Source organism: Idiomarina fontislapidosi (assembly GCF_003226255.1).
GTDB classification, from domain to species: Bacteria; Pseudomonadota; Gammaproteobacteria; order Enterobacterales; family Alteromonadaceae; genus Idiomarina; species Idiomarina fontislapidosi.
Map to the genome: position 1 here is coordinate 19,817 of NZ_QJST01000005.1, position 25,680 is coordinate 45,496.

At 50.7% G+C, this 25,680-nt stretch carries 30 protein-coding genes; 5 read left to right on the plus strand and 25 right to left on the minus strand.

The window, feature by feature from the left end; all coding sequences use genetic code 11:
* Positions 1-32: 32 nt before the first annotated feature.
* The 10 genes from DFP83_RS06845 to ccmA are packed head-to-tail and all read right to left on the minus strand — an operon-like array spanning position 33 to position 7,816.
* Complete coding sequence (locus tag DFP83_RS06845; RefSeq protein WP_110574275.1) at positions 33-782, minus strand: MlaA family lipoprotein; 750 nt, start codon at positions 780-782, stop codon at positions 33-35.
* Positions 775-1,998: a c-type cytochrome biogenesis protein CcmI gene (gene ccmI, locus DFP83_RS06850; protein WP_110574276.1), complete on the minus strand. Its 1,224-nt coding sequence runs from the start codon at positions 1,996-1,998 to the stop codon at positions 775-777. The genes DFP83_RS06845 and ccmI overlap by 8 nt, the downstream gene beginning before the upstream one ends.
* Positions 1,991-2,467 carry a cytochrome c-type biogenesis protein gene (locus tag DFP83_RS06855; RefSeq protein ID WP_110574277.1) on the minus strand — a complete coding sequence of 159 codons (477 nt, stop codon included), beginning with the start codon at positions 2,465-2,467 and terminating at the stop codon, positions 1,991-1,993. Before DFP83_RS06855 ends, ccmI begins: the two co-directional genes overlap by 8 nt.
* Positions 2,467-3,039: a DsbE family thiol:disulfide interchange protein gene (locus tag DFP83_RS06860; protein ID WP_110574278.1), complete on the minus strand. Its 573-nt coding sequence runs from the start codon at positions 3,037-3,039 to the stop codon at positions 2,467-2,469. Before DFP83_RS06860 ends, DFP83_RS06855 begins: the two co-directional genes overlap by 1 nt.
* Positions 3,036-5,000 carry a heme lyase CcmF/NrfE family subunit gene (locus DFP83_RS06865; protein WP_110574279.1) on the minus strand — a complete coding sequence of 655 codons (1,965 nt, stop codon included), beginning with the start codon at positions 4,998-5,000 and terminating at the stop codon, positions 3,036-3,038. Before DFP83_RS06865 ends, DFP83_RS06860 begins: the two co-directional genes overlap by 4 nt.
* Positions 4,997-5,479, minus strand: a complete 483-nt coding sequence (gene ccmE, locus DFP83_RS06870; RefSeq protein ID WP_110574280.1) for a cytochrome c maturation protein CcmE — start codon at positions 5,477-5,479, stop codon at positions 4,997-4,999. The genes DFP83_RS06865 and ccmE overlap by 4 nt, the downstream gene beginning before the upstream one ends.
* A gap of 4 nt (positions 5,480-5,483) precedes the next feature.
* Positions 5,484-5,693 (minus strand): heme exporter protein CcmD, encoded by a 210-nt coding sequence (gene ccmD, locus DFP83_RS06875; RefSeq protein ID WP_071463328.1) that lies wholly within the window; start codon positions 5,691-5,693, stop codon positions 5,484-5,486.
* Positions 5,693-6,457 (minus strand): heme ABC transporter permease, encoded by a 765-nt coding sequence (locus DFP83_RS06880; RefSeq protein ID WP_110574281.1) that lies wholly within the window; start codon positions 6,455-6,457, stop codon positions 5,693-5,695. Before DFP83_RS06880 ends, ccmD begins: the two co-directional genes overlap by 1 nt.
* 1 nt (position 6,458) lies before the next feature.
* On the minus strand, positions 6,459-7,133 hold the full coding sequence (gene ccmB / locus DFP83_RS06885; protein ID WP_110574282.1) for a heme exporter protein CcmB: 675 nt from the start codon (positions 7,131-7,133) through the stop codon (positions 6,459-6,461).
* A complete protein-coding gene (gene ccmA, locus DFP83_RS06890) occupies positions 7,133-7,816 on the minus strand; it encodes a cytochrome c biogenesis heme-transporting ATPase CcmA (RefSeq protein ID WP_110574283.1) in 684 nt (227 codons plus the stop codon). Before ccmA ends, ccmB begins: the two co-directional genes overlap by 1 nt.
* 117 nt (positions 7,817-7,933) lie before the next feature.
* Between ccmA and DFP83_RS06895 the strand changes: the two genes are divergently transcribed.
* Together DFP83_RS06895 and DFP83_RS06900 are read left to right on the plus strand one after the other, a co-directional pair.
* The gene (locus DFP83_RS06895; protein WP_110574284.1) at positions 7,934-9,673 is read left to right on the plus strand and encodes a flagellar hook-length control protein FliK; all 1,740 of its coding nucleotides are present in this window, start codon (positions 7,934-7,936) and stop codon (positions 9,671-9,673) included.
* Positions 9,670-9,948, plus strand: coding sequence for an EscU/YscU/HrcU family type III secretion system export apparatus switch protein (locus tag DFP83_RS06900; protein WP_110574285.1), 279 nt, complete (start codon positions 9,670-9,672; stop codon positions 9,946-9,948). Before DFP83_RS06895 ends, DFP83_RS06900 begins: the two co-directional genes overlap by 4 nt.
* Here DFP83_RS06900 and DFP83_RS06905 read toward each other — a convergent pair.
* The 12 genes from DFP83_RS06905 to flhA are packed head-to-tail and all read right to left on the minus strand — an operon-like array spanning position 9,945 to position 22,220.
* Positions 9,945-10,406 carry a DUF2802 domain-containing protein gene (locus tag DFP83_RS06905; protein WP_110574286.1) on the minus strand — a complete coding sequence of 154 codons (462 nt, stop codon included), beginning with the start codon at positions 10,404-10,406 and terminating at the stop codon, positions 9,945-9,947. The genes DFP83_RS06900 and DFP83_RS06905 overlap by 4 nt on opposite strands.
* 9 nt (positions 10,407-10,415) lie before the next feature.
* Positions 10,416-10,919, minus strand: coding sequence for a chemotaxis protein CheW (locus tag DFP83_RS06910; RefSeq protein ID WP_110574287.1), 504 nt, complete (start codon positions 10,917-10,919; stop codon positions 10,416-10,418).
* A 1-nt stretch (position 10,920) separates the two neighbouring features.
* Positions 10,921-11,781, minus strand: a complete 861-nt coding sequence (locus DFP83_RS06915) for a chemotaxis protein CheW (protein ID WP_181416385.1) — start codon at positions 11,779-11,781, stop codon at positions 10,921-10,923.
* A gap of 8 nt (positions 11,782-11,789) precedes the next feature.
* Positions 11,790-12,563, minus strand: coding sequence for a ParA family protein (locus tag DFP83_RS06920; protein ID WP_110574288.1), 774 nt, complete (start codon positions 12,561-12,563; stop codon positions 11,790-11,792).
* 3 nt (positions 12,564-12,566) lie between these two features.
* Positions 12,567-13,736: a protein-glutamate methylesterase/protein-glutamine glutaminase gene (locus DFP83_RS06925; protein WP_110574289.1), complete on the minus strand. Its 1,170-nt coding sequence runs from the start codon at positions 13,734-13,736 to the stop codon at positions 12,567-12,569.
* A 15-nt stretch (positions 13,737-13,751) separates the two neighbouring features.
* Complete coding sequence (locus tag DFP83_RS06930; protein WP_110574290.1) at positions 13,752-15,917, minus strand: chemotaxis protein CheA; 2,166 nt, start codon at positions 15,915-15,917, stop codon at positions 13,752-13,754.
* Between the two features lie 13 nt (positions 15,918-15,930).
* Positions 15,931-16,671: a protein phosphatase CheZ gene (locus DFP83_RS06935; RefSeq protein WP_110574425.1), complete on the minus strand. Its 741-nt coding sequence runs from the start codon at positions 16,669-16,671 to the stop codon at positions 15,931-15,933.
* An 11-nt stretch (positions 16,672-16,682) separates the two neighbouring features.
* Positions 16,683-17,066, minus strand: coding sequence for a chemotaxis response regulator CheY (cheY, locus tag DFP83_RS06940; RefSeq protein ID WP_006954899.1), 384 nt, complete (start codon positions 17,064-17,066; stop codon positions 16,683-16,685).
* Between the two features lie 36 nt (positions 17,067-17,102).
* Complete coding sequence (locus tag DFP83_RS06945; RefSeq protein ID WP_110574291.1) at positions 17,103-17,828, minus strand: RNA polymerase sigma factor FliA; 726 nt, start codon at positions 17,826-17,828, stop codon at positions 17,103-17,105.
* Positions 17,821-18,693 (minus strand): MinD/ParA family protein, encoded by an 873-nt coding sequence (locus tag DFP83_RS06950; RefSeq protein ID WP_110574292.1) that lies wholly within the window; start codon positions 18,691-18,693, stop codon positions 17,821-17,823. Before DFP83_RS06950 ends, DFP83_RS06945 begins: the two co-directional genes overlap by 8 nt.
* Before the next feature lie 47 nt (positions 18,694-18,740).
* On the minus strand, positions 18,741-20,066 hold the full coding sequence (gene flhF, locus DFP83_RS06955; protein WP_110574293.1) for a flagellar biosynthesis GTPase FlhF: 1,326 nt from the start codon (positions 20,064-20,066) through the stop codon (positions 18,741-18,743).
* Positions 20,067-20,081: 15 nt separating this feature from the next.
* Complete coding sequence (gene flhA / locus DFP83_RS06960) at positions 20,082-22,220, minus strand: flagellar biosynthesis protein FlhA (protein ID WP_110574294.1); 2,139 nt, start codon at positions 22,218-22,220, stop codon at positions 20,082-20,084.
* Positions 22,221-22,386: 166 nt separating this feature from the next.
* On the opposite strand from flhA, the gene DFP83_RS06965 reads away from it, so the two are divergent.
* The 3 genes from DFP83_RS06965 to DFP83_RS06975 are packed head-to-tail and all read left to right on the plus strand — an operon-like array spanning position 22,387 to position 23,794.
* A complete protein-coding gene (locus DFP83_RS06965) occupies positions 22,387-22,806 on the plus strand; it encodes a hypothetical protein (RefSeq protein WP_110574295.1) in 420 nt (139 codons plus the stop codon).
* The gene (locus DFP83_RS06970; protein ID WP_110574296.1) at positions 22,797-23,450 is read left to right on the plus strand and encodes a hypothetical protein; all 654 of its coding nucleotides are present in this window, start codon (positions 22,797-22,799) and stop codon (positions 23,448-23,450) included. Before DFP83_RS06965 ends, DFP83_RS06970 begins: the two co-directional genes overlap by 10 nt.
* Positions 23,447-23,794, plus strand: a complete 348-nt coding sequence (locus DFP83_RS06975; RefSeq protein WP_110574297.1) for a hypothetical protein — start codon at positions 23,447-23,449, stop codon at positions 23,792-23,794. Before DFP83_RS06970 ends, DFP83_RS06975 begins: the two co-directional genes overlap by 4 nt.
* Here the strand turns inward: DFP83_RS06975 and ispH are convergent.
* The 3 genes from ispH to lspA are packed head-to-tail and all read right to left on the minus strand — an operon-like array spanning position 23,769 to position 25,675.
* Entirely contained in the window at positions 23,769-24,698 is a 930-nt protein-coding gene (gene ispH, locus DFP83_RS06980; RefSeq protein ID WP_110574298.1) for a 4-hydroxy-3-methylbut-2-enyl diphosphate reductase, read from the minus strand. The genes DFP83_RS06975 and ispH overlap by 26 nt on opposite strands.
* Positions 24,699-24,716: 18 nt before the next feature.
* Complete coding sequence (fkpB, locus tag DFP83_RS06985) at positions 24,717-25,157, minus strand: FKBP-type peptidyl-prolyl cis-trans isomerase (RefSeq protein WP_110574299.1); 441 nt, start codon at positions 25,155-25,157, stop codon at positions 24,717-24,719.
* Positions 25,158-25,159: 2 nt separating this feature from the next.
* Complete coding sequence (lspA, locus tag DFP83_RS06990; RefSeq protein WP_110574427.1) at positions 25,160-25,675, minus strand: signal peptidase II; 516 nt, start codon at positions 25,673-25,675, stop codon at positions 25,160-25,162.
* Positions 25,676-25,680: the final 5 nt, after the last annotated feature.

Here is a 25,680-nt window from a genome sequence, read left to right on the forward strand (position 1 = left end):
TCTTTTAAGGATCGTCCAAGGCAGGTCTGTCGTCAATACGAGCTTTCCGAAAAGTCGACTTCTTCGGCGTCAGCCTCGACCTCTGGCGGTGGATTACCGTCGTAAACTTCGTAGTTCCAGTTTTGGTAGTAGGCTTCTTTGACAAAGGTATACGGGTCAAGTGAGTTATCTAACACTTGCTCTTGCTCGCGCAAGCGTAACCGCAGTGATAAGCCTTTGATGGTGTAACGAGGAATATCCCAGTCATCGCTGATTTCGGTGTATGGGAAGTAGTTACCATCGACCCAATCGGTGCCGCGATCGATAACAACCGTAGGACCTAATACCGGCAGCATCAGGAATGGACCGTTTGGCACACCCCATACAGCCAGTGTCTGTCCTAAACTTTCTTCGCGCTTGGTGAGACCCATTTCGGTTGCTGGATCCAGTAAACCCAGCAAACCGATGGTGCTGTTAAAAAAGAAGCGCCCTGCAGTCACGCCGGCATCCTTAAACTGCCCTTGCAACACGTTGTTCACGAATGACCAAGGCTCTTGCAAGTTTTCTAGCGCACGGTAAAGCGAGTTACGCACGGGCTCAGGTACGTTTTCATAGACTTCGGCTGCCGGTTTAATGACAGCTTTATCCAACTCACGGTTAAAATCCCATACTGCCCGGTTCGTATCTTCAAAGGGGTCACGCGGGTCTGCATAGGGGTCATCCGGTTGAGATGAACAAGCACCTAACGCCAATGTGCTGGCGAGTATTACCCATTTAGGTGCGGTTTTAAGCCAATTAGTCATTCGCTACTTCCGTTACTGTTTGATTAAGAGTCAGCGCTACTTCTGCAGAGCGCTGTGCATTTATAGTCATCGGCTCGGCAAAGAGATCACCCGCTTGACGGTCAATTTTATCATCTTGCGACACCATGGCTTTAACTTGCCATTGGTCCAAGCCGCTTAAACGATAATCTGGCAGCATCGAATCGGCATCCGTCAATGTCACGGTGACCGGCCAATCGCTGACAGGCATACGTTTTACCGCCGCAGGCATCGCTGGACCTTGAGTCGCAGTGACGTAAATAAATAGGGTTCCTTGCGCAGGTAATTGGTCACGTAGGTCGTCATCTAATCCGACACTGACTGTCACACTGCGGTCCGCTGCCTGCATTTTTTGTTCGGCATCGGCTATCGCTTGTTGCACCGCATTACTGCGTGGGGACGCCTCTTCTAGCAATGGCAACAGCTGTTGCCATGCCGCTATGGCTTGTTCCCAGTCGCCCCGTTCATACGCCACAAAACCGGTCAGCGACAATGCCTCAGTGTGCGTTGGCTGTTGCTGTAATACTTGCGCCAGCAAACTCGCCGCCTTACGCAGATGCTCTTCGGTCGGCGATGACATCAAAAAACGCGCATAACTGATTAAGGTGCCAAGACGGTTCGGCGCCAACGCGAGCGATTTCTCAAACGCTTGTTGCGCTTGGTCAAACTGACGCAGATCGGACATGATACCGGCGTATAACCACCATGCCATCGGGTCATCCGGTTTAGCCGCTAGCTTTTGACGCATCCCAAGTGCAAAGGTTTGCATGGATTCAACATCCGCTTGTTGCTGTTCCTGCAACAGCCGTTGACCAAGCTCTGGTAACTGCGTGAGCGCATCGTCGGCTTGCTTTTGCAATGACCAACTCCCAAACAGCGCATAAAAACCAACCGCCACCGCAAGGATGATTGCGATGGGAATAAAAGGGTTCGCGCGCTGCCAACTCACTTCGCCCTCGATATCGCGGCTGTCACTGATAAAGGTTTTGTCTAGCTCCAGCTTCGCTTCATCGTAGGCTTCTTGCGAGATACGTGCCTGCTGTTTGTCGTGTTCAAGCTCGGCTAAGCGCTCTTCATACCAATCACGGTTTTCACTCTCGCGGTCAACGCTTTGTCGACGTTGACGCAAGCCGGCTAGCAACACAATAATGACTGCAATAATCAGCAGTACGGCCATCGCCAAATACAACTTAATCATGGTTTGGCTTCCTTAACTGTTTCAGTCGCTCTTGCTCTTCTTCTGACAAGGCCAGTGGCTGTTTACGCTTGCGCGACATCATCCATGCTACGCCCACGCCAATCGCAATGATCAGCAAGGGTCCCCACCACAAAATGCTGGTGTACCAATTAAATGGCGGGCGATAGTGCACGAAGTTGCCGTACCGAGCGACCATGTAGTCGATAATTTCTTCGCGACTTTTACCTTCCATCACCATGGTATAGGTGCGGTCGCGCATATCTTCAGAGAGGGGTGCGTTAGAATCCGCAATGTTTTGGTTTTGGCATTTCGGGCAGCGCAACTCTTGGATCAAGGTTTGATAGAGCTGACGCTGTGCCTCCGTTTCAAACTCATGTTGACGAATGGATGCTTGTCCCACCGCATACACACTGAACAATGTTGCTAACACCGCAAATGTGCTGATAAGTGTGCTGGTTAAGGTACGCATTATTGCTTCGCCTCCTTCACCATTTGTTGATAGACCGCTTTTAACTGGTTTTCCCAGTTACGTGGATTGACGTCACCAACATGGCGATAGCGCACGCGCCCTTGTGCATCGATAAAGTAAGTCTCGGGCGCACCATACACGCCAAACTCAAACGCCACTTTACCTTCTGGGTCATACAAATTAACGGTGTAAGGGTCACCCAGCGTATTCAGCCAATCCATGGCTTTGCCACGCGAATCATCTTTATAGTTTAAACCGACGATAGGAATACCCTGCGCTGCGAGCTCATTTAGGAACTCATGTTCGGCACGGCATGTCGGGCACCAGGTTGCCCATACGTTTAACAACAGCGGCCCTTGTTTGAGCACCTGCTCGCTATGCTGCTCGGTGGGATCAAACAGATCCTCCGCAGTGAAAGCAGGCACAGGCTTATCGATCAACACCGATTCTAAATGCGTTGGGTCATCACCCAAGCCTTTGAGTAAAAAGACCACCAACACCACAAACAGCATTAATGGAACGAACAGCACGATCCACTTTTTACTTGAGCCTTGTGTTTGTTCTGTACTCATGCTGGGGCTCCTTGTTTACGTTTGCGATAGCGTTTGTCTGCCATGGCGATGACACCACCTACCGCCATGATCAATGCGCCGAGCCAAATCCAACGGACAAACGGCTTAGTATAAAAGCGTACTGCCCATTTGGTTTGGTTGCCCTGACCCTGTTCGAGCGGTTCGCCCATGGCAACATACAGATCGCGCAGTAAACCTGAATCGAGTCCGACTTCGGTCATGCTCATTCGCTGCACGCGGTAAAAACGCTTTTCACTGACCACTTCGGTGACATACTCGCCGTTTTCACTGACGGTGAAAACACCATGGTCGGAATCATAGTTCGGGCCTTCTTTATGCGTCAGGTGTTCAAAGGTCAGGTCATACTGACCCACGTTGACGGTTTGACCAGGCTTAATTGAAACGTCACGTTCGGTCTCGTAATGCGAAACCAGCGCAATACCCACCAAAGTCACGGCAAAGCCAATATGACCTAACACCATACCCCACTGGCTCGCAGGAATGCGGCGTAACGCGCTGACATCACCGCCACGTTGTTGCACCGTTTGTAGCACATCGGTGATGGTTGCTAACGCGACCCACAAGGCGAGGAACAAGCCCAACACTGCCCACACGTACATTTCATCTGCCCAGATTTTAGGCAATACATAGGCAAGCACGACAGCGAGTGTTAAGCACAGTAATAAGGGTTTAAGCAGCGGCGCAAGCGGTTGTCTGCGCCAACGCATCCAAGGACCGATACCCAGCATCAAGGCGAACGGTACGACCAAGTAGCTGTACAGCTCATTAAAGAAAGGTTCGCCGATAGAGATGGAGCCCAGACCGAGCTGCTTATACACCAACGGCAACAAGGTCCCGAGTAGGACAACCACCATCGCCGCCATCAATAGTACGTTATTGGCTAATAAAAACACTTCTCGCGATGCGGCTTCGTAGCGGCTGTAGCCTTGCATTTGTGATGCGCGCCAGCCGTACAGTGCGAGCGAGCCACCAATCACGATCGCCAGCAACACCAGAATAAACAATCCACGGGTGGGATCAGAAGCAAATGCGTGGACCGATACCAACACACCGGAACGCACTAAGAATGTGCCCAATAGGCTCAAGCTGAACGCTGCTATCGCCAACAAGACAGTCCATGATTTAAAGCTCCCCCGCTTCTCGGTGACCGCTAACGAGTGGATCAATGCGGTACCGACCAACCATGGCATAAAGCTGGCGTTTTCAACAGGGTCCCAGAACCACCAACCGCCCCAGCCTAGTTCGTAGTACGCCCACCAACTACCGAGCGCAATACCAACGGTGAGGAACATCCAAGCGGCTAAGGTCCACGGACGCGACCAGCGTGCCCACGCCGCATCGAGTTTGCCCGACATTAACGCCGCAATGGCAAACGCAAAGGCCACTGAGAAACCGACATAGCCCATATATAGCAAGGGCGGGTGAATAATCATGCCGGGGTCTTGCAACAATGGGTTTAGGTCGTTGCCGTCGACAGGAATAAACGGCAGGCTGCGGTCGAACGGGTTCGATACCGTCATCATGAACAGATAGAAGCCGATGCTGATCAGCCCTAAAATACCGAGCACACGTGCGACCATTGGTAGTGGCATCGAACGTGAAAACAGTGCAACCGCAGCTATCCAGCCTGCCTGCATCAACATCCACAGTAGGAACGAACCCTCATGCGAGCCCCACACTGCGGTCACGCGATAAAACCACGGCAGCTGTGTATTGGAGTTAGCCGCCACGTAGGCGATGCTAAAGTCGTTTTGCACAAACGCCGTGACCAACAAGGCAAAAGCGATCGCGGTAAAGATAAACTGTCCGATCGCCAGCGGGCGCGACAGGCTCATCATGCCGCCATGACCGCGTTGCGCCCCTATCAGCGCATATCCCGCCAGCAGCGCTGAAAATGCCAGCGCAATGGCAATACTTAGGTGACCTAGCTCAGCAATCATGGTGTTTCCTCTTGCTCAGCCGGTTTGTTCGGATTGACATGCTTAATGCCTTTCATTTTTTCGGCTAATTCGGGCGGCATGTATTCTTCATCGTGCTTGGCAAGGACTTCGCTTGCCTGCAATGTCCGCGGTGCAATCAACTCACCCTGTGCGACAATGCCCTGCCCCTCACGGAACAAGTCAGGCAAAATGCCTTGATACAGAATGGTCACTTCGGGGCCGGTATCGGTGACCTTGAAGCTGACTTCCAGCGTTTCGGGATCGCGATCAACGGACCCTTCCACCACCATTCCGCCAATCCGCATGCGTTGACCCACTTGTGGCGGTTGTTTGCCTGCTTCGACTTGCTCAAAATCACTTGGGGTATAAAACAAGTTAATACTGTAACTCATGGCATACAACATGAGACCAATCGCAACACTGACCCCAACCACTAATACCAATACCCAAGTTAACCGTTTTTTGCGACGCGGGTTCATACTTCTACTCCTCAGCACTCGCTTGCTGCGTACGACGTGCAAGCCGCTGTTTACGACGTTGAACTTTTAAGCTTTCCTTCTGCAAACGTCGCCGTTGCACACTGGTTTCTAAGGCAACACCTGCAATCACTAAAAAAGTCAGAAAAAAAGACGACCAGACATACAAGCCGTAGCCACCCATATGCACAAATTCGCTAAAACTATCAAATGCCATTAGCGTTTCTCCTCAGCCGAAGTGCTGCTCGCTTGTGCCAACTCAGCCTGCGCCCAAGGACGATTCAGTTCATGTTTTAACAGCTGGTTTTTGTAGCGCATCAGCACCAATGTTGCGGTCAGCAACATAAAGCCCAATAAGCTGATCAATAGCGGCCATAGCATGCTGTTAGCAATGGATGGACGCTCAAACTTAGTGATGGTGGCACCTTGGTGCAGGGTGTTCCACCACTCTACCGAGTAATGAATAATGGGTAGGTTGACCACACCCACAATCGCCAAAATCGAGGCCGCTTTAGCACCTGTACGCGCGTCATCAAATGCGGCATACAGCGCCATCACACCAATGTACAAAAACAATAAAATCAGTTCAGACGTGAGCCGTGCATCCCACACCCACCAAGTGCCCCACATGGGCTTACCCCATATCGCACCGGTGAACAATGCGATGGCGGTCATAGCAGCGCCGACCGGTGCAATCGCAGGAAGTGCCCATTCCGCTGTTTTAATTTGCCAGATCAGTGCAATGGCACCACATATCGCCATGCCAAAATAAGCGCCCATGGAGAAGATAGCGGCGGGCACATGAATATAAATAATTCGATAGCTGTCGCCCTGCTGATAGTCGGCCGGCGCAAACGCGAGGCCCCAGACCATACCCACCAGCAAGCTAATTACTGTTAAGCCGGCGAACCACGGGAGCATCTTATCCACTAAGCGATAGGTTGCTTCAGGTTTTGCATAAGGGTGTAACCAACGCCACATATTAATTCACACTCATTCTGACGCCCGCGGCCACGGCCAGCGGTGCTAATGTTACCGTTAATACGGAAATTGCGGCTAAAATAGCCAATTGTCCGTGCACAGCCATCCCCATTCCTGCACTTTCTACTGCCGATGTGGCAAAAATCAGTATCGGAATAAACAATGGCAATAAAATCAAACTGACTAGGGCACTGCCGCGTTGCAATGGCAACGTCAGTGATGCACCGATGGCTGCTAACGCACTCAGCGCAGGGGTGCCTAATAATAATGATGCACTCAGCGCCGCGTAAGCGTCGCCCGGCAAACTCAGTAGTAATGCCAGTAGCGGCGAGAGTATCACTAATGGCAGCCCACTTAACAACCAGTGCGAAACCATTTTCGCGCTCACTGTAAAGGCGAGTGGCTGCGGCAACAAACACAGTTGCTCGAGTGAGCCATCGGCATAGTCATCTTTAAAAATTCGATCAACGCCCAACAGCGTTGCCAACAACGCCGCCACCCAAATAATACCGGGGGCGATGCGCGCAAGAATATCGGGGCCGGGCCCCACGCCTAACGGGAACAAAGTGATGACCATCAGCAAAAAGATCAGCGGGTTAATCGCATCGGAGCGCCGTCGCGCGGCGAGACGCAGATCTTTACTCAGCACTGAACGCCATAACTGCAGTGCGGTCATTACACAGCTCCCATTGCGTTGGCGTAGACTTCGCCCAAATGCAATTGTTGTGGGTTTAAGCTCGCCAAGGATAATGCCTGATGCGATGTCATCACAATACTGCCACCCTTTGCTAAATGCTCATTAAAGCGTTGCTCGAGCAGTGCGATACCTTTGACATCGAGCGCGGTAAAGGGCTCATCAAGAATCCACAGTGGTGCTTGGCTATGCCATAACCGCGTGAGTGCAACGCGCCGCTGTTGCCCCGCCGACAAGCGTCCGGTCATTTCATCTTCAAGACCGAGTAAGCCGATAGTTTCGAGCAAGCGCCAGTCGTCCATGCTGTCTTGACGTGCACCGGTGTCGCCGCTTAAACGGCGTTGCCAGTAGACATTTTCTAGCGCGGTGAGTTCGGCTTTTACCGCGGGCTTATGGCCAATAAACAAGAGTTGCTGATGATAGGCGCTACGGTCATACTGTATTGAGTGGTTGTTAAACTCGATACGGCCTGTGCTGCTCGGCATTAAGCCGGCCAGCATGCGCAACAAGGTCGACTTGCCGGCGCCATTGGCACCTGTGATTTGCCAGAGTTCGCCTGCATGAACCTCAAACGAGACCTGTTCAAACAAGGTACGCCCGCCGCGAACTGACGAAAGTTCGTGCGCTTTAAGTCGGGGCAGAGGTTCTGTTGTTTTATGCTTCATCAAGGCTGCGGCAATGTCTGCAAATGATGTGTAAATTGGCTCGAGTTTACCACAATATTTGCCGAAAAAGCCATGTAAAACGGTCGCTTTTCATGATCTGGGTAGGGGCAATGCGTTATGCAAATTAAACAGTTATTACAACAGGTGATGCAGTCGTTGGCGACACCTTCGGATGCCGCTGCGATGGCATCGACAAAGACGCCCCAAGCCGCTATCACACAAGCGCAGCAAGCCACCCTGCAAAGTGTGTTTAACGCCCTCACTTCGCAGCTGCAAAATCCACCCTCGCAGCCTCAGCATTTTAACCCAGCACCGCTTACCAGTCAGTTAAACGTGCCAGCACAAACGGTAACGGCGGTGACGCAACAACTTGAGCAATTATTATTACGGGTGACAGAACGGGCGACTGACACCGTACAGCCGCCGCCGACCAAGCAAGCACAAACGGCGTTGGTCAACCGTATGGTTGAGCAAATGGTGCGCAGTGATGCGCGTATCAGCTTACCGACGCCAGTGCCCTCAGCGCAGACCGATGTTTTGAGCCGTCCAGCATCGACGTCCATCGCGCTTGCACAATTGCCTCAGCCGCTACGCCAAGCGGTCACAGAACAACTGCAACAATGGCTGGGTCAGTGGGTTAAGGCAGCGCAGTCGCAAGCCACTCAGGCACAGGCTTCACCGCCGCGATTAACCCAGTTGCCAGTGCAGATTGAAGCCGTTAGCGTTAAACAAGGTCAGTTAGTCATGCAACTGACGATTACCCCACGTACAACGAGCGAAGTGAGTGTTCCCTTACCCCAGGTACCACAGCCTTTGGTGCGAGCGCTGGTGCAACAATTAAACACACCGATGCCTGCGGCTGGCTCACACCCCCAGCCCTCCGCACCGTCACAGTCTTCCGTACAACCACAGGTGGCGCAAACAGCGACCGTTGACGGGCGGTTAGTCAAGCAAACTCAGACACTCAGCCCCGCACAACTTAGCCAGTTTTTACGGCAGGTGACTGACGTGACGCCGCAGCAGCACACTGAGGTGAAGCAGTTACTTACGCAAACATTGGCGCAGTTGCCCAAAGGCGAGCAGATGACGCAGCCGCAGCAGCTTGCTCAGTATGTCAATGACTGGTTCGCCGCCAAGCCATTGGCGAGCCAACCTAACCAACAATTAGGCGTGGTCGGAAAACTGATTATTGCACTGCTCGGTATTCGGATGCAGGCACAACAAGGCACCCAGCCGCAAGCCGCCAAGGCGTTGAGTCAGGCAGTGTTAGATCAAATCATGCGCGCACCCAGCGAACCCCGTGCGGGCAGCGATCGCTCGCTGACACCCAATCCACCGATGACCGCCGAGGTGCGCGAGCGGCTGAATGCCCAACTGTTACAACAGCCCGCTGCGCAGTTGCAACGGTTACTCAGTAGTTTGGCGCAAACCATGAACAGCGCACAAAGCAGCCAAATACGGCTACAAGAGAGTCCGGCACAACAGCCCGAGTTTTACCTGATGTTGCCCTCACACAATCCAAGTAGCCAAACCGGCACCGAATTGTTGATTAAACGCGAACCAAGCGGCCGTGATGATGAACAAAATGAACGCTCAGTGTGGCTCTTTAACTTACGGTTTGAACTTAAGCAATGGGGACCGATGCTGGTGAAAGGACGTTATCAAACAGGCGGAACGCGCGTGCAATTTTTTACCGAATCAATAGCGGCTCAACGCCATCTGCAGCGCCAGCTCCCTGAGCTTGAGCAACGTTTAACACAACTCGATGTTGCTGCGGTGGACTTTCAGATTAAACAAGGCAAAGTACCGGAAAGCTTGGCACAACAACACAGTGGTATTATCCGGGTGACGGTATGAGCGATAGCAATAAGCAAAAACAAGCCATTGGTCTATCCTATGATGGCCTTAACGCACCGCAAGTCATTGCTAAGGGCTTTGATGAGTTGGCTGAGGAAATTATTGAGGTCGCTAAGGCGCATGGGGTTATGGTGCATGAAGATCCGATGCTGTCAGACTCGTTAGCGCGGCTTAACGTAGGCGAAGAAATCCCGCGTGAACTCTATGTGCTCATCGCGGAACTCATTGCTTTTTCTTACTTACTGGATGGCAGGTTTCCCGATAGTTGGTACTAACTGCGCTTGTGCATCGCAAGCATCAGTTCAGCTTCGGCACGCGGTAAATCGCACGCTTGCATCAAATCATCGACACTGGCGCCTTGCTCCACCAGCTTAGCCGCTCGTTGATACAGTTTTATTTCCGGTTCTTGCTGTTCTAATTGCTTCAGTGTGGTGGCAAATTGCTCTTGTTGCGCCTGCTGTTGCTGCTCGATTTGTTGAATTGCATGTTGTTGCTTGCGTTGCCACTGCTCAAACTCTTCACGCAGTTGAGTTACAGCCTCGTTATTAGCAGCAGGTTGGCGTGTTTGCGGTTTGTTTTCTAATGCGCCTAAGGCTTCGGTAAGCATCAGTAAGCGCTGTTGTTGGCGTTCTAGCAATTCGGCGTGTTTACGACTGGTCATTATCGCCACAATAAGCGCAATGATTGCTAGCATCAGCGCAGCCGATGCTAGCCAAACTATAATTGAGGTCATTAACTCTATTTACCCTAACCGCGAAATTTCATCCCACTCTTCGTCGGTCAGCATTTTATCTAAGTCGACTAGGATCAACAACTCACCGTCACGGTTAGAAACCCCTTGGATAAAGCGTGCGCTCTCTTCTGTGCCAACATTCGGGGCACTGTCGATATCTGATTTCTTCAAGTACACCACTTCGGCGACACTGTCGACCAGAATACCAATCACCTGCTTATCCGATTCAATAATCACGATGCGGGTGTTATCGGTAATTTCGTTCTCGGGCAAGCCAAAGCGCAGGCGCGTATCAATGACCGTGACGACATTACCGCGCAGATTGATAATACCCAACACGTAGTCTGGCGCACCAGGGACAGGTGCAATCTCACTGTAGCGCAGTACTTCTTGTACCTGCATTACGTTGATGCCGTAGGTCTCTTGCTCCAGTTGAAAGGTTACCCACTGAAGCACTTCATCGTTGCTATCGGCTTCAGCTTGTTGTTTGGTTTTACGGTTTTCAGTTGCCATGCTATGACTCCGATTCGTTTTTTGGGTCGGTTTGAGTATGACCCAAGCCTTTATCCAGCAGTGTAATTAATGCATTTACATCGAGCAACGCGCACATTCTGTCACGTACCACGCCAGCCAGCCACGGACGTTTTTGGTTGGGTCCATTACGCCACTGAATAGCCTCTGGCTGTAACGGCTCACTATCAACCAGCTCCTCACACAGCAAGCCCCATGGACTATCACTCAATGTAATCATGTATTCGTAACTAATATTTTCCGCCACTTCGTCGGTCAGCTTCTCTGGCATCACCCAACGTGCAGTGTCCACCGCTTGTAGCTTGGCGCCGCGCTCGTTCATGATACCTTTGAACCAACTGGGCTTACCAATTAACGGGCTTATTTTACTTAACGTATGTATGCCGCCTAAACTTTTTAACGGCACGGCTAAGGTTAATCCCGCCACTTTAAAAAACAGTGCTTGGAAATCATTTTCTTGATATTCCATCATGGCATCTGTCGGCGGTGGTGTCGCGCCGTCATCTTTCATATCGGCGCGTGCTTCGGTTTCTGTAACCTCTGTCGGTTCGAGTCGTTCGGGTTCAGCGATTGGGTCTGCTTGGTACGCGAATTCCGGTTCATCGACAGGCTCAGGCACCGGCTCGGGTTCGGGTTCTGGCTCAGGTTCTGGCTCAGGTTCTGGCTCAGGTTCTGGTTCTGGTTCTGGCTCCAATTCGGGCGGCTGCAATTGTGGTGCAGCTCGCTCAAGCAATGACCGAACCGGTGAATCATCAAAATCCACCGGCGGCATTTCTTCTTCTAGCAACAACGCATCCAAATACTCGGTCATTGCTTGTTCACTACTGTAACTTGAGCGACTCACGTGACCTCCTATAAGTGCAATTGCTGCAAATGTGTCAGCAAGGTTTGATAAGCCAATACACCGCGTGATTGCGGCGCAAACATCGACGGGGGTAGCTGTTCATTACTGGCATCCCGAAATTTTGTATCAATTGGGATCATGCCGTTCCACACACTCTTACCATAACGCTGCGCAAGCTTCTTATAGGTGTCTAACGAGGCGCGTGTGCGCTTATCATACAATGTTGGAATAATTGTGTACTGATGCGCCTGCCCACGTGACTTTTGAATCAACGCCAAGGTACGCATCATACGCTCAAGCCCTTTAAGGGCAAGTGGCTCTGTCTGCACCGGAATCAGCACCCGCTCACAACACGCCAACGCATTCACCATTAGCACACCTAATACCGGAGGCACATCGATTAATACATAATCGTAACGGTGTTCAACAAAGGCTAGGGCGCGCTGTAACACTAAGCCCATACCGCCTTGCGTACCGAGTTTTCGGTCAAGTGTTGCCAGTGCCATACAGGCTGGCATGACATCTAAATGATCATGTTCGGTCGAAACAATGGCTTTTACTGTGGTTTCTTTATCGACATGTTTGCCCATAGCAAACACATCGTAGGCGGTCGCTTGTAAGCCTTCCGCATCAATACCAAAATAAAATGTGAGCGATGCATGCGGATCGATATCAATGCATAGCACGCGCTGGCCTCGCTGCTGCAATAAGCCAGCTAGCGCCACAGTCGTTGTGGTCTTACCTACGCCGCCTTTTTGATTAGCGATGGTCCACACATGCATGGTTTAGTCTCCGTAACCGACTTCGGTCAGTAACGCGCTTGCCATTTGGTTCAGGCTGACACTGCGCGACGAAATCCCTGCGCTCGCAACCGCTTGCGGCATGCCGTAGACCACACAACTGGCTTCATCCTGAGCCCAGATCGTCGCGCCCTGCTCTTTCAGCATTCGCGCACCCTCACGGCCATCGGCACCCATACCTGTCAAAATCACGCCCAATACTTTGCCACCATAAACTTTGGATAAGCTGGCAAAGGTTAAATCGACGCTCGGCTTATAAGTTACGCGGCCCGAATTATCCTCACGCACGCGTAAGCGTGCCGCTCCAGCGCGGCCTTCAATCAACATCTGCTTTCCGCCCGGCGCTAAATACGCAACGCCTGGTTGTAAGCTATCGCCATCTTCTGCTTCACGCACGCTGATTTTGCACAAACCATCTAAACGCTGCGAAAACGCCTTAGTAAACGCGGCAGGCATATGCTGTACCATGACGATAGGATACGGAAAATTCTGTGGCAATTGCGTGAGTATTTTCTGCAACGCGACAGGTCCGCCCGTTGACGTACCTATTGCCAGTACCTGATAAGCACGATTAATGGTCAATCGCTCGGTAACGACGCGCGGACTGCTAGGCTCTGACTCACGTGTCGAAGTACGCGTTGGTGGCGGCGTGCTGCGGGCAAAGCGATCAGAGCCCGGACGTACGCTAGGCTCGGCTTCCTGTGGTTTTGCACGCGATACGGCGGAAGGACGAGGCGGTGAAGAGCGCCGTAAAGCCGGTTTGCCTGCAATCGCCAGCACTCTATCTTGCAATGTTTTGACCGCGTCCTCACGGTTGCGCGCAACGTCTTCAAATTTCTTTGGCAGAAAGTCAGCTGCACCGGCTTCCAACGCATTTAACGTAGCTGTTGCGCCTTCATGCGTTAGCGAGCTAAACATCAAGATAGGACAAGGCGCATCGCGCATGATCTCACGCACCGCATCAATACCATTCATTACTGGCATCTCAATGTCCATGGTGATCACATCAGGACGTAAAACTTTTGCTTGCTCCACGGCTTGACGGCCATCATTAGCCGAACCGATGACTTTTATTTGACTATTACTTTCAAGAATCTCTGTTACTCGGCGTCGAAAAAACGCCGAGTCATCGACCACTAAAACACTCACTGTCATTTTTAGTGTTACCCGTTATCGTTTTGCGTAGTACTTCAGCATGCTCGGCACATCAATAATTAACGCGATACCGCCATCACTGGTGATCGTCGCACCGGCCATACCCGGTGTACCTTGCAGTAATTTATCCAATGGCTTGATGACAACTTCTTCTTGACCGATGAGCGCGTCAACAACAAAACCGACTTGTTGGGTGCCGATTTGTACTACCACCACATGCCCATTTTCGTTGCGTTTGTTACGCTCGGGATTCCGGGTCAACCAGTGTTCTAAAAAGAACAGAGGGATGGCGCGTTTGCGTACGATCAATGTCAGCTGACCATCAACGGTGTTGGTCTTTGACATGTCTAGGTCGATGATCTCGCTGACTACCGCCAACGGTAACGCAAACGTTTGCTGTTTAACTTCCACCATGAGGGTCGGCAGGATTGCCAACGTCAACGGTACCTTAATCAATAATTCAGTGCCTCGACCCAATTCTGAATCGATTTTAATGCTACCGTTTAATTGGCTGATCTTGGTTTTCACCACGTCCATGCCCACACCTCGCCCAGAGATGTCTGACACTTGTTCTTTAGTTGAGAAACCCGCGGCAAAAATAAGATTATATGCGTCTTCGTTAGTGAGGCGCGCCGCAGCGTCCTCATCCAATACACCACGCTTAATCGCGATTTGTTTCAGCTTTTCAGCGTCCATGCCCGCACCGTCGTCTTTAATCGACAACATGATGTGGTCACCTTCTTGCGATGCTGAAAGGGTGACTGTCCCCTCGCGTGGCTTACCCTTTGCTTGGCGCTCATCGGGCATCTCAATGCCGTGATCGACGGAGTTACGCACCAAGTGCACTAACGGGTCGGCCAACGCCTCGACTAAGTTTTTGTCGAGATCGGTATCTTCACCGTACATCTCTAGATTGATTTCTTTTTTCAAGCTTCGCGCCAAATCGCGGACAACACGTGGGAAGCGGCCAAACACTTTCTTGATAGGCTGCATACGCGTTTTCATCACAGCACCTTGCAGATCACCGGTGACCACATCAAGGTTAGCGATGGCTTTGCTCATTTCCTCTTGCTTCTGTTCATCATTATTACTCAGGCTCAGCAAGCGGTTGCGCACCAAGACTAACTCACCGACCATGTTCATGATCTCATCAAGTCGCTTGGTATCAACACGTACTGTTGTTTCTGGCGGCGGCGGTGGTGGCGCAGCAGGTTTCTTAGCTTCTTGCTTGGCCGCAGGCTGACTTGCCGCTGGTTTTTTCGGTTCGGGTTTACTCGGCTCGGGCTTTTTAGCTTCTGGCTTTTTAGGCTCGGGCTGTTTGGCTTCTGATTTACCCACTTTAGGCGCCTGGCCTTTGCCATGCAAATCATCGAGTAGCGCCTCAAACTCATCGTCAGTGATCTCATCACTGTCGCTTTTGTTCGACGCCTTTTGCTCTGCTTGCTTTTTCTCTGCACTGGTAGGCGCTTTACCCGAACCGTGGAGCTCATCGAGTAACGCTTCAAACTCGTCATCGGTGATTTCGTCACCACCACTGCTGTCGCTGGTTGTGCTTTGCTTTTTCTCAGCTTTACTATCTGGTGCTTTACCCGCCGTGGGTGCTTTGCCTTTGCCGTGAAGTTCGTCGAGTAGTGCTTCGAATTCGTCTTCTTGGATGTCGTCGACAGAGGCATTGTCTGTCGCGCCAGAGGCGCGACGTACGTCGGTGTCGGTATCGTCGTCGGTTTCGGTGTCGTCGGAGCCATCGCCTGTCGCGCCAGAGGCGCGACGTACGTCGGCTTCGTCTTCCGATTCGGGTTGGGAGAGCTTGTGCAAGGTTTCGAGTAGCTCGCTGTCAGCGGCTTCTGGCTCTTGACGCGCTTGCAGTTGCGCAAATTGCGCATTGATGGTGTCGAGTGCTTGCAGGATAACGTCCATCAGGTCAGATGAAACGGAACGTTGACCATTGCGAAGGGTATCGAAAACGTTTTCCGCGCCATGACAGGTGTCAACCAACGCAGATACCGACAAAAATCCAGCGCCACCTTTAACAGTGTGGAAGCCCCTAAAGATCGCGTTTAGTAGGTCTTTGTTGTCGGGATCGTTTTCTAATTGAACGAGTTGCTCAGATAGTTGCTCGAGGATTTCAGCCGCCTCGATCAAGAAATCCTGCAAGATGTCTTCGTCCATCTCAAAGCTCATGCGCTACTCTCTCCTAGAAACCTAAACTAGATAATAAATCGTCTACGTCATCCTGATTAACGACGACATCATCGCGTTGTTCTGGGTTAATGACAGGCCCTTCTGCTGCACTCTTATCGACTGCTTTTACATTTTGTTTAGCTTGAGATTTCTGTTCTTCACCAAACAACTTGAGTAGCTCGATTAGATTTTTCTCGACGTCTTCTACGAGCTGGATAACTCGACGGATGATTTGACCCGTTATATCTTGGTAATCTTGCGCCATTAAAACTTCGGTCATTAAGCCGTGTATTTGTGGCATGTTTTGCCCACATTCGCGCATCAGCGCATCGACTTGATGGCACATCTCTTTGAATTCGTGCAACTGAATGTCATTGTTCATCAATCGCTGCCAAGTCGGCATAACTTGTTCGACACGTTGATGCATCTCGTCTGTCATTGGCAAACAGGCTTCAACCGCATCCATGGTTCGATTGGCGGCATCCTCTGTTTTCTCAATAACATATTGCAAGCGGTTTTGTGCGTCAGGCAGATCGTCCTGCGTTAACTGCATGATGCGGGGGTCGAGTTGAAAGTCTTGCAGGGCTTCGTGCAGATCGCGGGTGAGTTGCCCCACAGACGTAAATAATTTGTCATCACGTTCTTCACGAAAGTCATCAAGCCATTGATCCGCTTTAGCTTGTTCGCCCTCTTCAAGCCACTCAACCAATTGCCGCGCTTGCTGGAGCGATATATTTGCCGATGATTTTGCCATAACCGCACTCATTAACTGATGCGTTCAAAGATTTTATCGAGCTTTTCTTTCAACGTAACAGCTGTGAAAGGCTTAACGATGTATCCGTTAACACCCGCTTGTGCAGCTTGAATGATTTGCTCTCGCTTCGCTTCTGCGGTCACCATCAAAACAGGTAAATGCGCAAGGTCATCGTCTTTACGGATCTCTTTAAGTAAGTCGATACCTTGCATACCTGGCATGTTCCAGTCGGTGACAACAAAGTCGAAATCACCTTGCTGGAGCATCGGTAAGGCAGTGTTGCCATCGTCAGCTTCTTGGATATTGGTAAATCCAAGGTCGCGAAGAAGGTTTTTGATGATTCGTCTCATTGTTGAAAAGTCATCAACAACAAGAATTTTCATGTTTTTATCCAAAGCTCCCTCCACTTGGGCTCTCGATTACTACGACAATTACTCAACCCAGCTTTGCATGCGCGTTTTTAACCGCATCATCGCTTGGCTATGAATTTGACTCACACGTGATTCACTCACGCTGAGAACTTCACCTATTTCCTTTAGGTTTAGTTCTTCATCATAATACAACGAAAGCACTAATGCTTCACGTTCAGGTAAACCAGAAATGGTATCCACCAGTGCGCGATGAAACGCATCGTTTTCTACATCTCTTTGCGGCTCATAGTTGGTACCCGTCACTTGCTCAGGGACAATGACATCTTCAGAGACGCCGAGGTCCTCGATACCAATGATACGTCCTGAGTTAACATCGCGCAGTATGCTATGGTATTCCTCAAGTGACATTTCTAATTTTTCGGCGACTTCCGTATCTTTAGCATCGCGCCCCGTCTCGTTTTCTACTTGGCGAATGGCTTCGAGAACGCGTCTATGATTACGGTGCACAGAGCGAGGCGCCCAATCGCCCCGACGAATTTCGTCTAGCATGGCACCTCGTATACGGATTCCAGCAAAGGTTTCAAAGCTTGCACCTTTACTGTTATCAAAATTTCTAGCTGCTTCCAATAAGCCAATCATGCCTGATTGGATCAAGTCATCGACTTGTACACTCGCGGGCAGGCGCGCCATCATGTGGTGCGCAATTCGTTTTACCAACCCGGTATGTTGTTCAATAATCGCTTGGCGATTGTCGGCATGGGCACTGTAAACAGCGGCTTTATTCATTGGCAACATCCTGCTTCTTACCGTTATCGGCCGATCCTATTAATTGTTCAAGGAAAAATTCTAAATGGCCGCCTGCTTGCGCAGGGACAGGCCAATCAAGTGCTCGCTGTGCAAGCGCTTTGATGGCTAATGAAGCGGGCGACCGAGGGTGTAATTGCACCAGTGGTTTTTGCTTTCGCACCGCGAGACGAATATTTTCGTCAAACGGAATAATGGCGGACAATTCTAACGCCACATCTAAAAACCGATCGGTGACTTTAGTCAATTTATTAAAGAGTAATTGACCTTCCCTCAGGTTGCGCACCATATTAGCAACCACTTTAAACTTAAACACATCCTGCTCTTTGCTGAGCACTTTCATCAGCGCATAGGCATCGGTAATCGAGGTGGGCTCATCGCAGACGACCAGCATTACATCCTGAGCGGCACGGGCAAAACGCACTACGGTATTGCCTATCCCTGCTGCGGTATCAATGACCAACACATCAAAGTCACCTTGTAAATCACTGAACGCACGAATCAACTCAGCGTGCTGTGTTTCATCGAGGTCAATCATCGAACGAGTACCCGATGTCGCTGGGACAATGCGAATACCAGCGGGACCTTCGATCAAGATATCCTTGAGCTCTGCTTGCCCACTTAGCACATGAGAAAGATTTTTTTGTACGCGCAGTCCGAGCATCACGTCAACATTGGCAAGACCCAAATCGGCGTCGAGTACCAATACACGCTTACCTTGCTCTGCCATTGCAATGGCCATGTTCAAAGAGATGTTGGTTTTACCCACCCCCCCTTTACCACCGGTTACTGCAATGACTTTGACTTTACTTTGATTCATCTTTCTTAAGCCACTCGCTTGATCCATGTGCTCCAACTCTTACTGCTACCTGTTGCTTGGTTAATCGATGACCTTTATTGAACGGCCTGCCAGTTTGATTTTGGCATGTCTGACACATTCGAACAAATGCTTTTGTCGTATAAGCGCTCCGCTTCAGTGACCATGTAATGTTCGTCGGCCACACGGATATCTTCTGGAACATGTTGTCCGTGGGTTAAGTAACCCACTGCAAGTCCTTGCTCAATGGCGACGCTGATACTCTCACCCAAGCTCAAACACTCATCGAGCTTGGTAAAAATACAACCTGCCAATGGCAATGTTTTGAATTGCTTAACGGTATCGTTCAACACTTGTGTCTGTGATGTTGATGATAATACCAAATATGGACGGATTCTCAGACGTTTATTCTGTAATAATTGTGCGAGTTGCTCACTTAAGCGTTTATCGCGCTGACCCATCCCTGCCGTGTCAATCAAAATCAGACGCTTATCGCGCAAGGTGAGCATCGCATCCGCTAACTCTTTAGCATCATTGGCGACCTTAACTGGACAGCCAATAATACGCCCATAGACCTTTAATTGTTCACTTGCGCCAATGCGGAAGGTATCGGTCGTAATCAATGCCACCGATTCAGAGCCATGACGCTGGGCATAACGCGCTGCAAGTTTTGCGATAGTCGTGGTTTTTCCTACCCCTGTGGGTCCAACCAACGCGACTGCGCCACCACGAGTCAAAATATCGTCATGAGTGGTGTTTAGCTGACCTTCGAGCAGTTGCAGCGATTGCTCCCAGCTGTCCTCAATGTCATCACCCTCTGGGATAAAACAGGCAATTTGATCGGCGATTCGCTCGCTGATTCCCATGGTCATCAGGCGCTGAGTCAATAATGCTCGCATTGGTTCCTCGCGCTCCATTTCCTGCTTCATTAAACCACTCAGCTGGTGTTGTAATAGATTTTGAACACCCTTAATTTGTGCACGCAGCTCCGCTATTTCCGCAGCGCTGCCACCACCTACATAATCTGGAACATCGACTTCGGGCTCGGCAGGTTCGTCTACCGTATCGGTTTGTGCCTGCCAGATCGACTGCTCATTTTGTTGAGGTGTCGCTTGGGGTGCCGCTTCGGGAGGCTCGTTAGCATTCGCCATCGCCGGGTGCTGCGCTTGGCGCGCGAGGATCTCAGCTAAAGAATTCGCTGGCTTGGCTGGCTCTTCCGTTTTGTCGGGCTGTGCTTGCGCTTTTGGCGCTTGCGGTTCAGCATCACCATCGATTGCCGCAACGATCTCAACGCCACCATTGACCTTCTTATTCGACATGATAACGGCATCGGGCCCTAGCGTTTCTTTCACTTGCAATAAAGCTCGACGCATATCCTCAGCAAAAAAGCGCTTCATTTTCACAGGTAAATCCCCCTATCACTGAGCCGCTGGCTGTTGTTGGCCGCCAATCGAGCTCACAATTCGAATCTGTTTATCATCTGGAATTTCTTGGTAACTCAGTACCCGCATTCCATCAGTGGAGTGACGCGCAAACCGCGCCATCGTTGAGCGCAATAAGCCTGAGGTCAGTAAGACCGAAGGCTCGCCGTTCATCTCTTGTTGCTGATGAACCTCTTTCAACGAGTGCTGCAAGCGTTCTGCCAAGCCAGGTTCGATACCCGCGCCTTGTTGTTCGGCTTCATTGCCTGCTGCCTGCAATGATTGATGCAACATCTGTTCCAACTCTGGCGCCAAAGTAATGACGGGGAGCTCTTTTTGTCCATCGGAGATGTCCTGTACGATAAGTCGACGTAATGAAATGCGCACTGCGGCGGTCAAGACATCGGTGTCCTGAGTGCGCCCTGCGTATTCCACCAAGGTCTGTGTAATGGTTCGCATGTCACGGATTGCAATCCCCTCATCTAGCAGGTTTTGCAGTACTTTGACGAAATTACCAAGTGACAGTAAATCGGGGACTAGCCCCTCGACCAACTTCGGATGACTGCGTCCCAAGCGATCCAATAGCTCTTGAGCTTCTTCGTGCCCTAATAATTGCGAGGCGTGGTTTGTGACGATTTGACTCAAATGCGTGGCGACAACCGTTGCCGCATCAACCACGGTGTAGCCCATGGTTTGGGCATTTTCGCGCTGTTCTGGCTTAATCCAAACCGCCTCGAGACCAAACGCAGGATCGGTGGTTTTCTCGCCCTCGAGCTCACCAAAGACTTGCCCGGGATTAATCGCCAGTTCGCAGTCGTGGCGGATATCGGCCTCACCCATCGTCACACCCATCAGCGTAATGCGATAACTATTCGGGCCGAGGTCGAGGTTATCGCGGATATGCACCGCTGGAACTAAAAAGCCAAACTCTTGCGACTGTTTCTTACGCACGCCTTTTATGCGCGATAACAATTCACCGCCTTGGCTTCGGTCGACCAAGGGTATGAGACGGTAACCCACTTCTAAACCCAGCGTGTCAACGTGGCGTACATCATCCCAACTGAGTTCTTTTTGGGCCGTTTGCTGCTGTTGCTCTTGTTGCTTTTGCTCGACTTGCTCGGTTTCTTTCGTTTCTGCATTGCGCATTTTGTAGTAAGCCGCCCCAGCTAAAACTGCCGACATCGAGAGGAATGCAAAATGAGGCATACCTGGGATGATACCCATGGCAAACAAAACTGAACTGGTAATGACTAACACTTTAGGGTTGTTGATAAGCTGGAATACAACCGCTTCACCCATGTCTTTGGTGTCATTTTCACGCGTGATAATGATCGCAGTAGCAACCGAGAGTAACAGCGCTGGAATCTGTGCCACCAAACCATCACCGATGGTCAGCAAGGTGTAAACTTCTATCGCCTCACCAAAAGATAATCCGTGCTGGATCATGCCGATTAAGAAGCCACCAACCACGTTGATTAGTAGAATAAGAATGCCGGCAATCGCATCACCTTTAACAAACTTACTGGCACCGTCCATAGAGCCGTAGAAGTCTGCTTCACGCGTGACATCGCTGCGGCGTGCCTTCGCTTCTTCTTGATTGATTAAGCCCGCATTGAGGTCGGCATCAATCGCCATTTGCTTACCTGGCATGGCATCAAGGGTAAAACGCGCGGTGACTTCAGAAATACGACCTGCACCTTTAGTGATAACGATGAAGTTAATAATCACTAGGATCGCAAACACCACCAGACCGACTGTGTAGTTGCCGCCAATAACGACGCTACCAAATGCTTCGATCACGCTACCCGCCGCGCCAGGTCCTTCGTGACCGTTGAGCAGCACGATACGCGTCGATGCCACATTTAACGATAAACGCAATACGGTCGCTATCAATAACACGGTTGGAAATGCCGCGAAATCGAGCGGACGGTGCGTGTAAACCGCGACCAACATCACCACTAACGACAGTGTGATAGAAAATGAGAAGAGGATATCCAACAAGATAGGCGGAATGGGTAACACGACCATTGCCAAAATCGCCATAACCGCCAGCGGGGTACCGAACCCTTTAATCAAATGCGAATTTGCTTGAGCAAACCCTTTTAAATTGTTCAGCCTTGCAGCACCACTTGCCATACTTCGTTTCCTGCGCGTCAAAAAAATGATTCTCTGGCTAATTAATACAATTTTTGTGCCAACAAGATGCGTCATTCACTTACTTAACTATCGGCTCCGTCAACTGGTCGATTCGCGCGGATACGGTAAGCTTTTTTGCCTGAAGTCAATCTGTGGAGATGCGTTGATGCCAAGTAGCTTAATGGAGTGGTCTGTCAGTTCGTTATTAAGCGTGTTGTTAATGACTGCCGGTGTACCGGCGATGCAGAGTGCTCACGGGCAACTTGAGGCGCGTGCACTCGCGCTGCGTGGGTTGAGTCTATTGCATGCCTATCAGGCGCGAGCACGGGCTCAGCACCGTCATATCACGATACCGTTAACCGAAGTTAAAAATGCTCTAAAAACCGACGGTTGGCAGTTCTCGAGTAATTTTGATGATCACCGGCGTCCACTCGTCTTTTATGCACCTCAAGGGTTTGCGCGCGCCGGCCGCGTTGTTATGGAAAAAGGCGACCTGCAACTGCGTTGGATTGTCAGCGCATTGGGTCGCGTACGATATTGCAGTGGCGGAACGGTCGATATACCCGGAGTCGCCTCATGTATCTAAGCCCCGTTGGCGTCCAATTCCAGTTGCGTGGCTTTGCATTGCTCGAATTAATGACCGCCTGCGCACTCATGGCACTTCTGGCGAGCTCATCCGTGCAAGTCATTCTTTGGCAGGCAGGCACCGTCAATCGCGTGCTGCAACAGCCGCGGCCACAACTCGCGTTACAAAGTTTAGCTCTACAAATCGGACGCGATCTGAGCCGCAGCCACGCAGTAAAGCGGCTGACGTCACCATCATTAAAAAGCTGCTTTATACTGTCGACGGTGACTTCTTCCGACATTGGCTATCGGTTACACAAGGGCGCGTTACAGTATCACGGCGATGCCTTTGACTGTGCTCAACGCGGCTGGCAAAGTCTGAGTGCTCCGCACAGCTTACAATTAACACGCTTTGATATCCTAACGTTGCCCACCGGTTATCAGGTCTTTTTGGCAACCGCCACGGATAAGGTTCAACTCCCACTCGTTACCTCGGCGCCAGCAACTCGGAGTACGCTTAATGAGCAGCTTTATGACCCCCCTTCTGTCACTGATTGGCATACATGCATTGATCATGCTCCTTGCCGCCGAGCAACTGAGTCTGTTGTCGCAACGTTTCGCCTGGCAATGGCAGCAATACCAACAACTGCAACAGCACGTTTATGAGCAGCGTAGGGGGTTCAGCCTTACTCGAGGCGATGATGATGACTTTGATATTAAGTATTTCGCTCGCCAGCGGCCTGACGATGGTTCAACTCACTCAGAGCGAAGTTCTGCTACTGCAACGGCGTCAGCACGCCTTACAAGAGCTGCAACGAGCACAAAGCGAGCTCATGCAGGTCATGAATCGAGATACGCTCATTGAGTGGCAAGCCGCTCTCGAGACAATCACGGTAAAGCACGTTTGGCATTCAACACGGCAAGTCACATTTTGGCTTGCTCATGCAGAGTTACCGGGTGAGATACCCGTGTATGTAGAACTGTCTAACGCAGATCGGGGGGAATACTAAAAATGATGTTTTCTTCGCGACCGTCACGCTCGGTTACGGTTTGTCCGCCCCACGCTCGCAGCTGCTCGATCACTTCACGTACCAGCACTTCGGGTGCAGAAGCCCCTGCTGTTACGGCTACGCGCTGGATATCGTTCAACCACTCGCGTTGAATACCACTGGCATCATCGATCAAATACGCGGGCGTGCCCATTTTCTCGGACAACTCGCGCAAGCGGTTAGAGTTTGAGCTATTCTTGGCACCCACCACTAACATCAACTCAGCTTCTTCAGCCAGCTGACGCACGGCATCTTGGCGGTTTTGTGTGGCATAACAGATATCGTCTTTGCGCGGTCCATTAATGTTTGGAAACCGTTGCCGTAGCGCATCAATGACATCGGCCGTATCATCCACCGACAGTGTGGTTTGGCTCATGTAATGCAAGTTGTCTGCATCTTTAACTTCGAGCGTTTGCACATCCTCTGGAGACTCAACTAAATAGATCCCGCCTTTCGAGTTGGCATATTGCCCCATGGTCCCCTCTACTTCTGGGTGCCCAGCATGACCAATCAAAACGCATTCATGACCTTTACGACTTGCACGAGTGACTTCCATGTGCACTTTAGTGACCAATGGACAGGTCGCATCAAAGACTTTTAAGCCTCGGTCCTTGGCGTTTTGTCGAACCGCTTGCGAAACCCCATGCGCACTGAAGATAACAATGGCATCATCGGGTACTTCGTCCAGCTCTTCGACAAATACCGCACCCGCATCACGTAATTTATTGACCACATATTTGTTATGCACCACTTCGTGACGCACATAAATAGGTGGCTCAAAAATCTCAAGTGCGCGCTCGACGATAGTAATCGCGCGATCTACGCCCGCACAAAAACCACGTGGGTTGGCGAGTAATATTTGCATAATTCCTCCGTGTGCCTACTACGGCTCCACGCTAATAATTTCGACTTCAAAGATCACGGTTTGCCCAGCCAACGGGTGGTTAAAATCGATGGTGACCGTGGGCCCTTCGATTTTACGGACGATACCGGGTAACTCGGTACCGTCGGGCTGATTAAAGGCAAGGATAGCACCCACTTCGGGCTTGGTTTCTTCGCTAAATTTAGACGAATCTACATAATAGTAGTTGTCTGGATTAGGTTCACCAAAGGCGTGTTCTGGTGCTAGCGTAAATTCACGCTCACTGCCAGGGCGCAAACCAATCAGGCACGCTTCGAAGTTTTCGGTCAAACTACCATCGCCCATGCGAAACTTAGCCGGCTTACCCGACATGCGGGTGCTATCGGCGACAGAACCATCGCTCAGCTTAATGGTAAAATGCATGACCACTTCGCGGCCATCTTCAATAGGTAAACGTCCCACGACTACTCCTTACCTTGGGTATCTTCAGGATCTCGTTGATTATCGATAAAGGCTTCTAACAGCATCAGTACCGCACCAATGGTGATCGCACAATCCGCCACGTTAAACGCGGGCCAGTGCCAGCCTTGATAATGCACGTCTAAAAAGTCGATCACATAACCGAACAGGAACCTATCTGTCACATTGCCGATGGCACCTGCCAAAATCAATGAGAATGATAAGTTCTGACGCCAAAAACTTACGTCATTACGGCGCAACCAGATTAACAACACGACACTCACTGCCACGGCGATTACGGTAAAGAACCAACGCTGCCAGCCGCCACCATCACTTAAAAAGCTAAATGCTGCGCCATAGTTGTGCACATACGTCAGGTTAAACAAGCCATCGATAATGATGCGGCTTTCATATAATTCGAAATCACCGGCAACCCACCATTTGGTGAGTTGGTCGAGAATGAAAATCGCCACCGTGACCCACAAATACTGTAGGCCCGATGCACGTTTGCTGGGTTTCATCGATT

What these genes read in the sequence shown, in the direction of transcription:
- DFP83_RS06845 (WP_110574275.1), bottom strand. Translation starts at nt 782, where the DNA reads ATGACTAATTGGCTTAAAACCGCACCTAAATGGGTAATACTCGCCAGC.
- ccmI (WP_110574276.1), bottom strand. Translation starts at nt 1,998, where the DNA reads ATGATTAAGTTGTATTTGGCGATGGCCGTACTGCTGATTATTGCAGTC.
- DFP83_RS06855 (WP_110574277.1), bottom strand. Translation starts at nt 2,467, where the DNA reads ATGCGTACCTTAACCAGCACACTTATCAGCACATTTGCGGTGTTAGCA.
- DFP83_RS06860 (WP_110574278.1), bottom strand. Translation starts at nt 3,039, where the DNA reads ATGAGTACAGAACAAACACAAGGCTCAAGTAAAAAGTGGATCGTGCTG.
- DFP83_RS06865 (WP_110574279.1), bottom strand. Translation starts at nt 5,000, where the DNA reads ATGATTGCTGAGCTAGGTCACCTAAGTATTGCCATTGCGCTGGCATTT.
- ccmE (WP_110574280.1), bottom strand. Translation starts at nt 5,479, where the DNA reads ATGAACCCGCGTCGCAAAAAACGGTTAACTTGGGTATTGGTATTAGTG.
- ccmD (WP_071463328.1), bottom strand. Translation starts at nt 5,693, where the DNA reads ATGGCATTTGATAGTTTTAGCGAATTTGTGCATATGGGTGGCTACGGC.
- DFP83_RS06880 (WP_110574281.1), bottom strand. Translation starts at nt 6,457, where the DNA reads ATGTGGCGTTGGTTACACCCTTATGCAAAACCTGAAGCAACCTATCGC.
- ccmB (WP_110574282.1), bottom strand. Translation starts at nt 7,133, where the DNA reads ATGACCGCACTGCAGTTATGGCGTTCAGTGCTGAGTAAAGATCTGCGT.
- ccmA (WP_110574283.1), bottom strand. Translation starts at nt 7,816, where the DNA reads ATGAAGCATAAAACAACAGAACCTCTGCCCCGACTTAAAGCGCACGAA.
- DFP83_RS06895 (WP_110574284.1), top strand. Translation starts at nt 7,934, where the DNA reads ATGCAAATTAAACAGTTATTACAACAGGTGATGCAGTCGTTGGCGACA.
- DFP83_RS06900 (WP_110574285.1), top strand. Translation starts at nt 9,670, where the DNA reads ATGAGCGATAGCAATAAGCAAAAACAAGCCATTGGTCTATCCTATGAT.
- DFP83_RS06905 (WP_110574286.1), bottom strand. Translation starts at nt 10,406, where the DNA reads ATGACCTCAATTATAGTTTGGCTAGCATCGGCTGCGCTGATGCTAGCA.
- DFP83_RS06910 (WP_110574287.1), bottom strand. Translation starts at nt 10,919, where the DNA reads ATGGCAACTGAAAACCGTAAAACCAAACAACAAGCTGAAGCCGATAGC.
- DFP83_RS06920 (WP_110574288.1), bottom strand. Translation starts at nt 12,563, where the DNA reads ATGCATGTGTGGACCATCGCTAATCAAAAAGGCGGCGTAGGTAAGACC.
- DFP83_RS06925 (WP_110574289.1), bottom strand. Translation starts at nt 13,736, where the DNA reads ATGACAGTGAGTGTTTTAGTGGTCGATGACTCGGCGTTTTTTCGACGC.
- DFP83_RS06930 (WP_110574290.1), bottom strand. Translation starts at nt 15,917, where the DNA reads ATGAGCTTTGAGATGGACGAAGACATCTTGCAGGATTTCTTGATCGAG.
- DFP83_RS06935 (WP_110574425.1), bottom strand. Translation starts at nt 16,671, where the DNA reads ATGGCAAAATCATCGGCAAATATATCGCTCCAGCAAGCGCGGCAATTG.
- DFP83_RS06945 (WP_110574291.1), bottom strand. Translation starts at nt 17,828, where the DNA reads ATGAATAAAGCCGCTGTTTACAGTGCCCATGCCGACAATCGCCAAGCG.
- DFP83_RS06950 (WP_110574292.1), bottom strand. Translation starts at nt 18,693, where the DNA reads ATGGATCAAGCGAGTGGCTTAAGAAAGATGAATCAAAGTAAAGTCAAA.
- flhA (WP_110574294.1), bottom strand. Translation starts at nt 22,220, where the DNA reads ATGGCAAGTGGTGCTGCAAGGCTGAACAATTTAAAAGGGTTTGCTCAA.
- DFP83_RS06965 (WP_110574295.1), top strand. Translation starts at nt 22,387, where the DNA reads ATGCCAAGTAGCTTAATGGAGTGGTCTGTCAGTTCGTTATTAAGCGTG.
- DFP83_RS06970 (WP_110574296.1), top strand. Translation starts at nt 22,797, where the DNA reads ATGTATCTAAGCCCCGTTGGCGTCCAATTCCAGTTGCGTGGCTTTGCA.
- DFP83_RS06975 (WP_110574297.1), top strand. Translation starts at nt 23,447, where the DNA reads ATGAGCAGCGTAGGGGGTTCAGCCTTACTCGAGGCGATGATGATGACT.
- ispH (WP_110574298.1), bottom strand. Translation starts at nt 24,698, where the DNA reads ATGCAAATATTACTCGCCAACCCACGTGGTTTTTGTGCGGGCGTAGAT.
- lspA (WP_110574427.1), bottom strand. Translation starts at nt 25,675, where the DNA reads ATGAAACCCAGCAAACGTGCATCGGGCCTACAGTATTTGTGGGTCACG.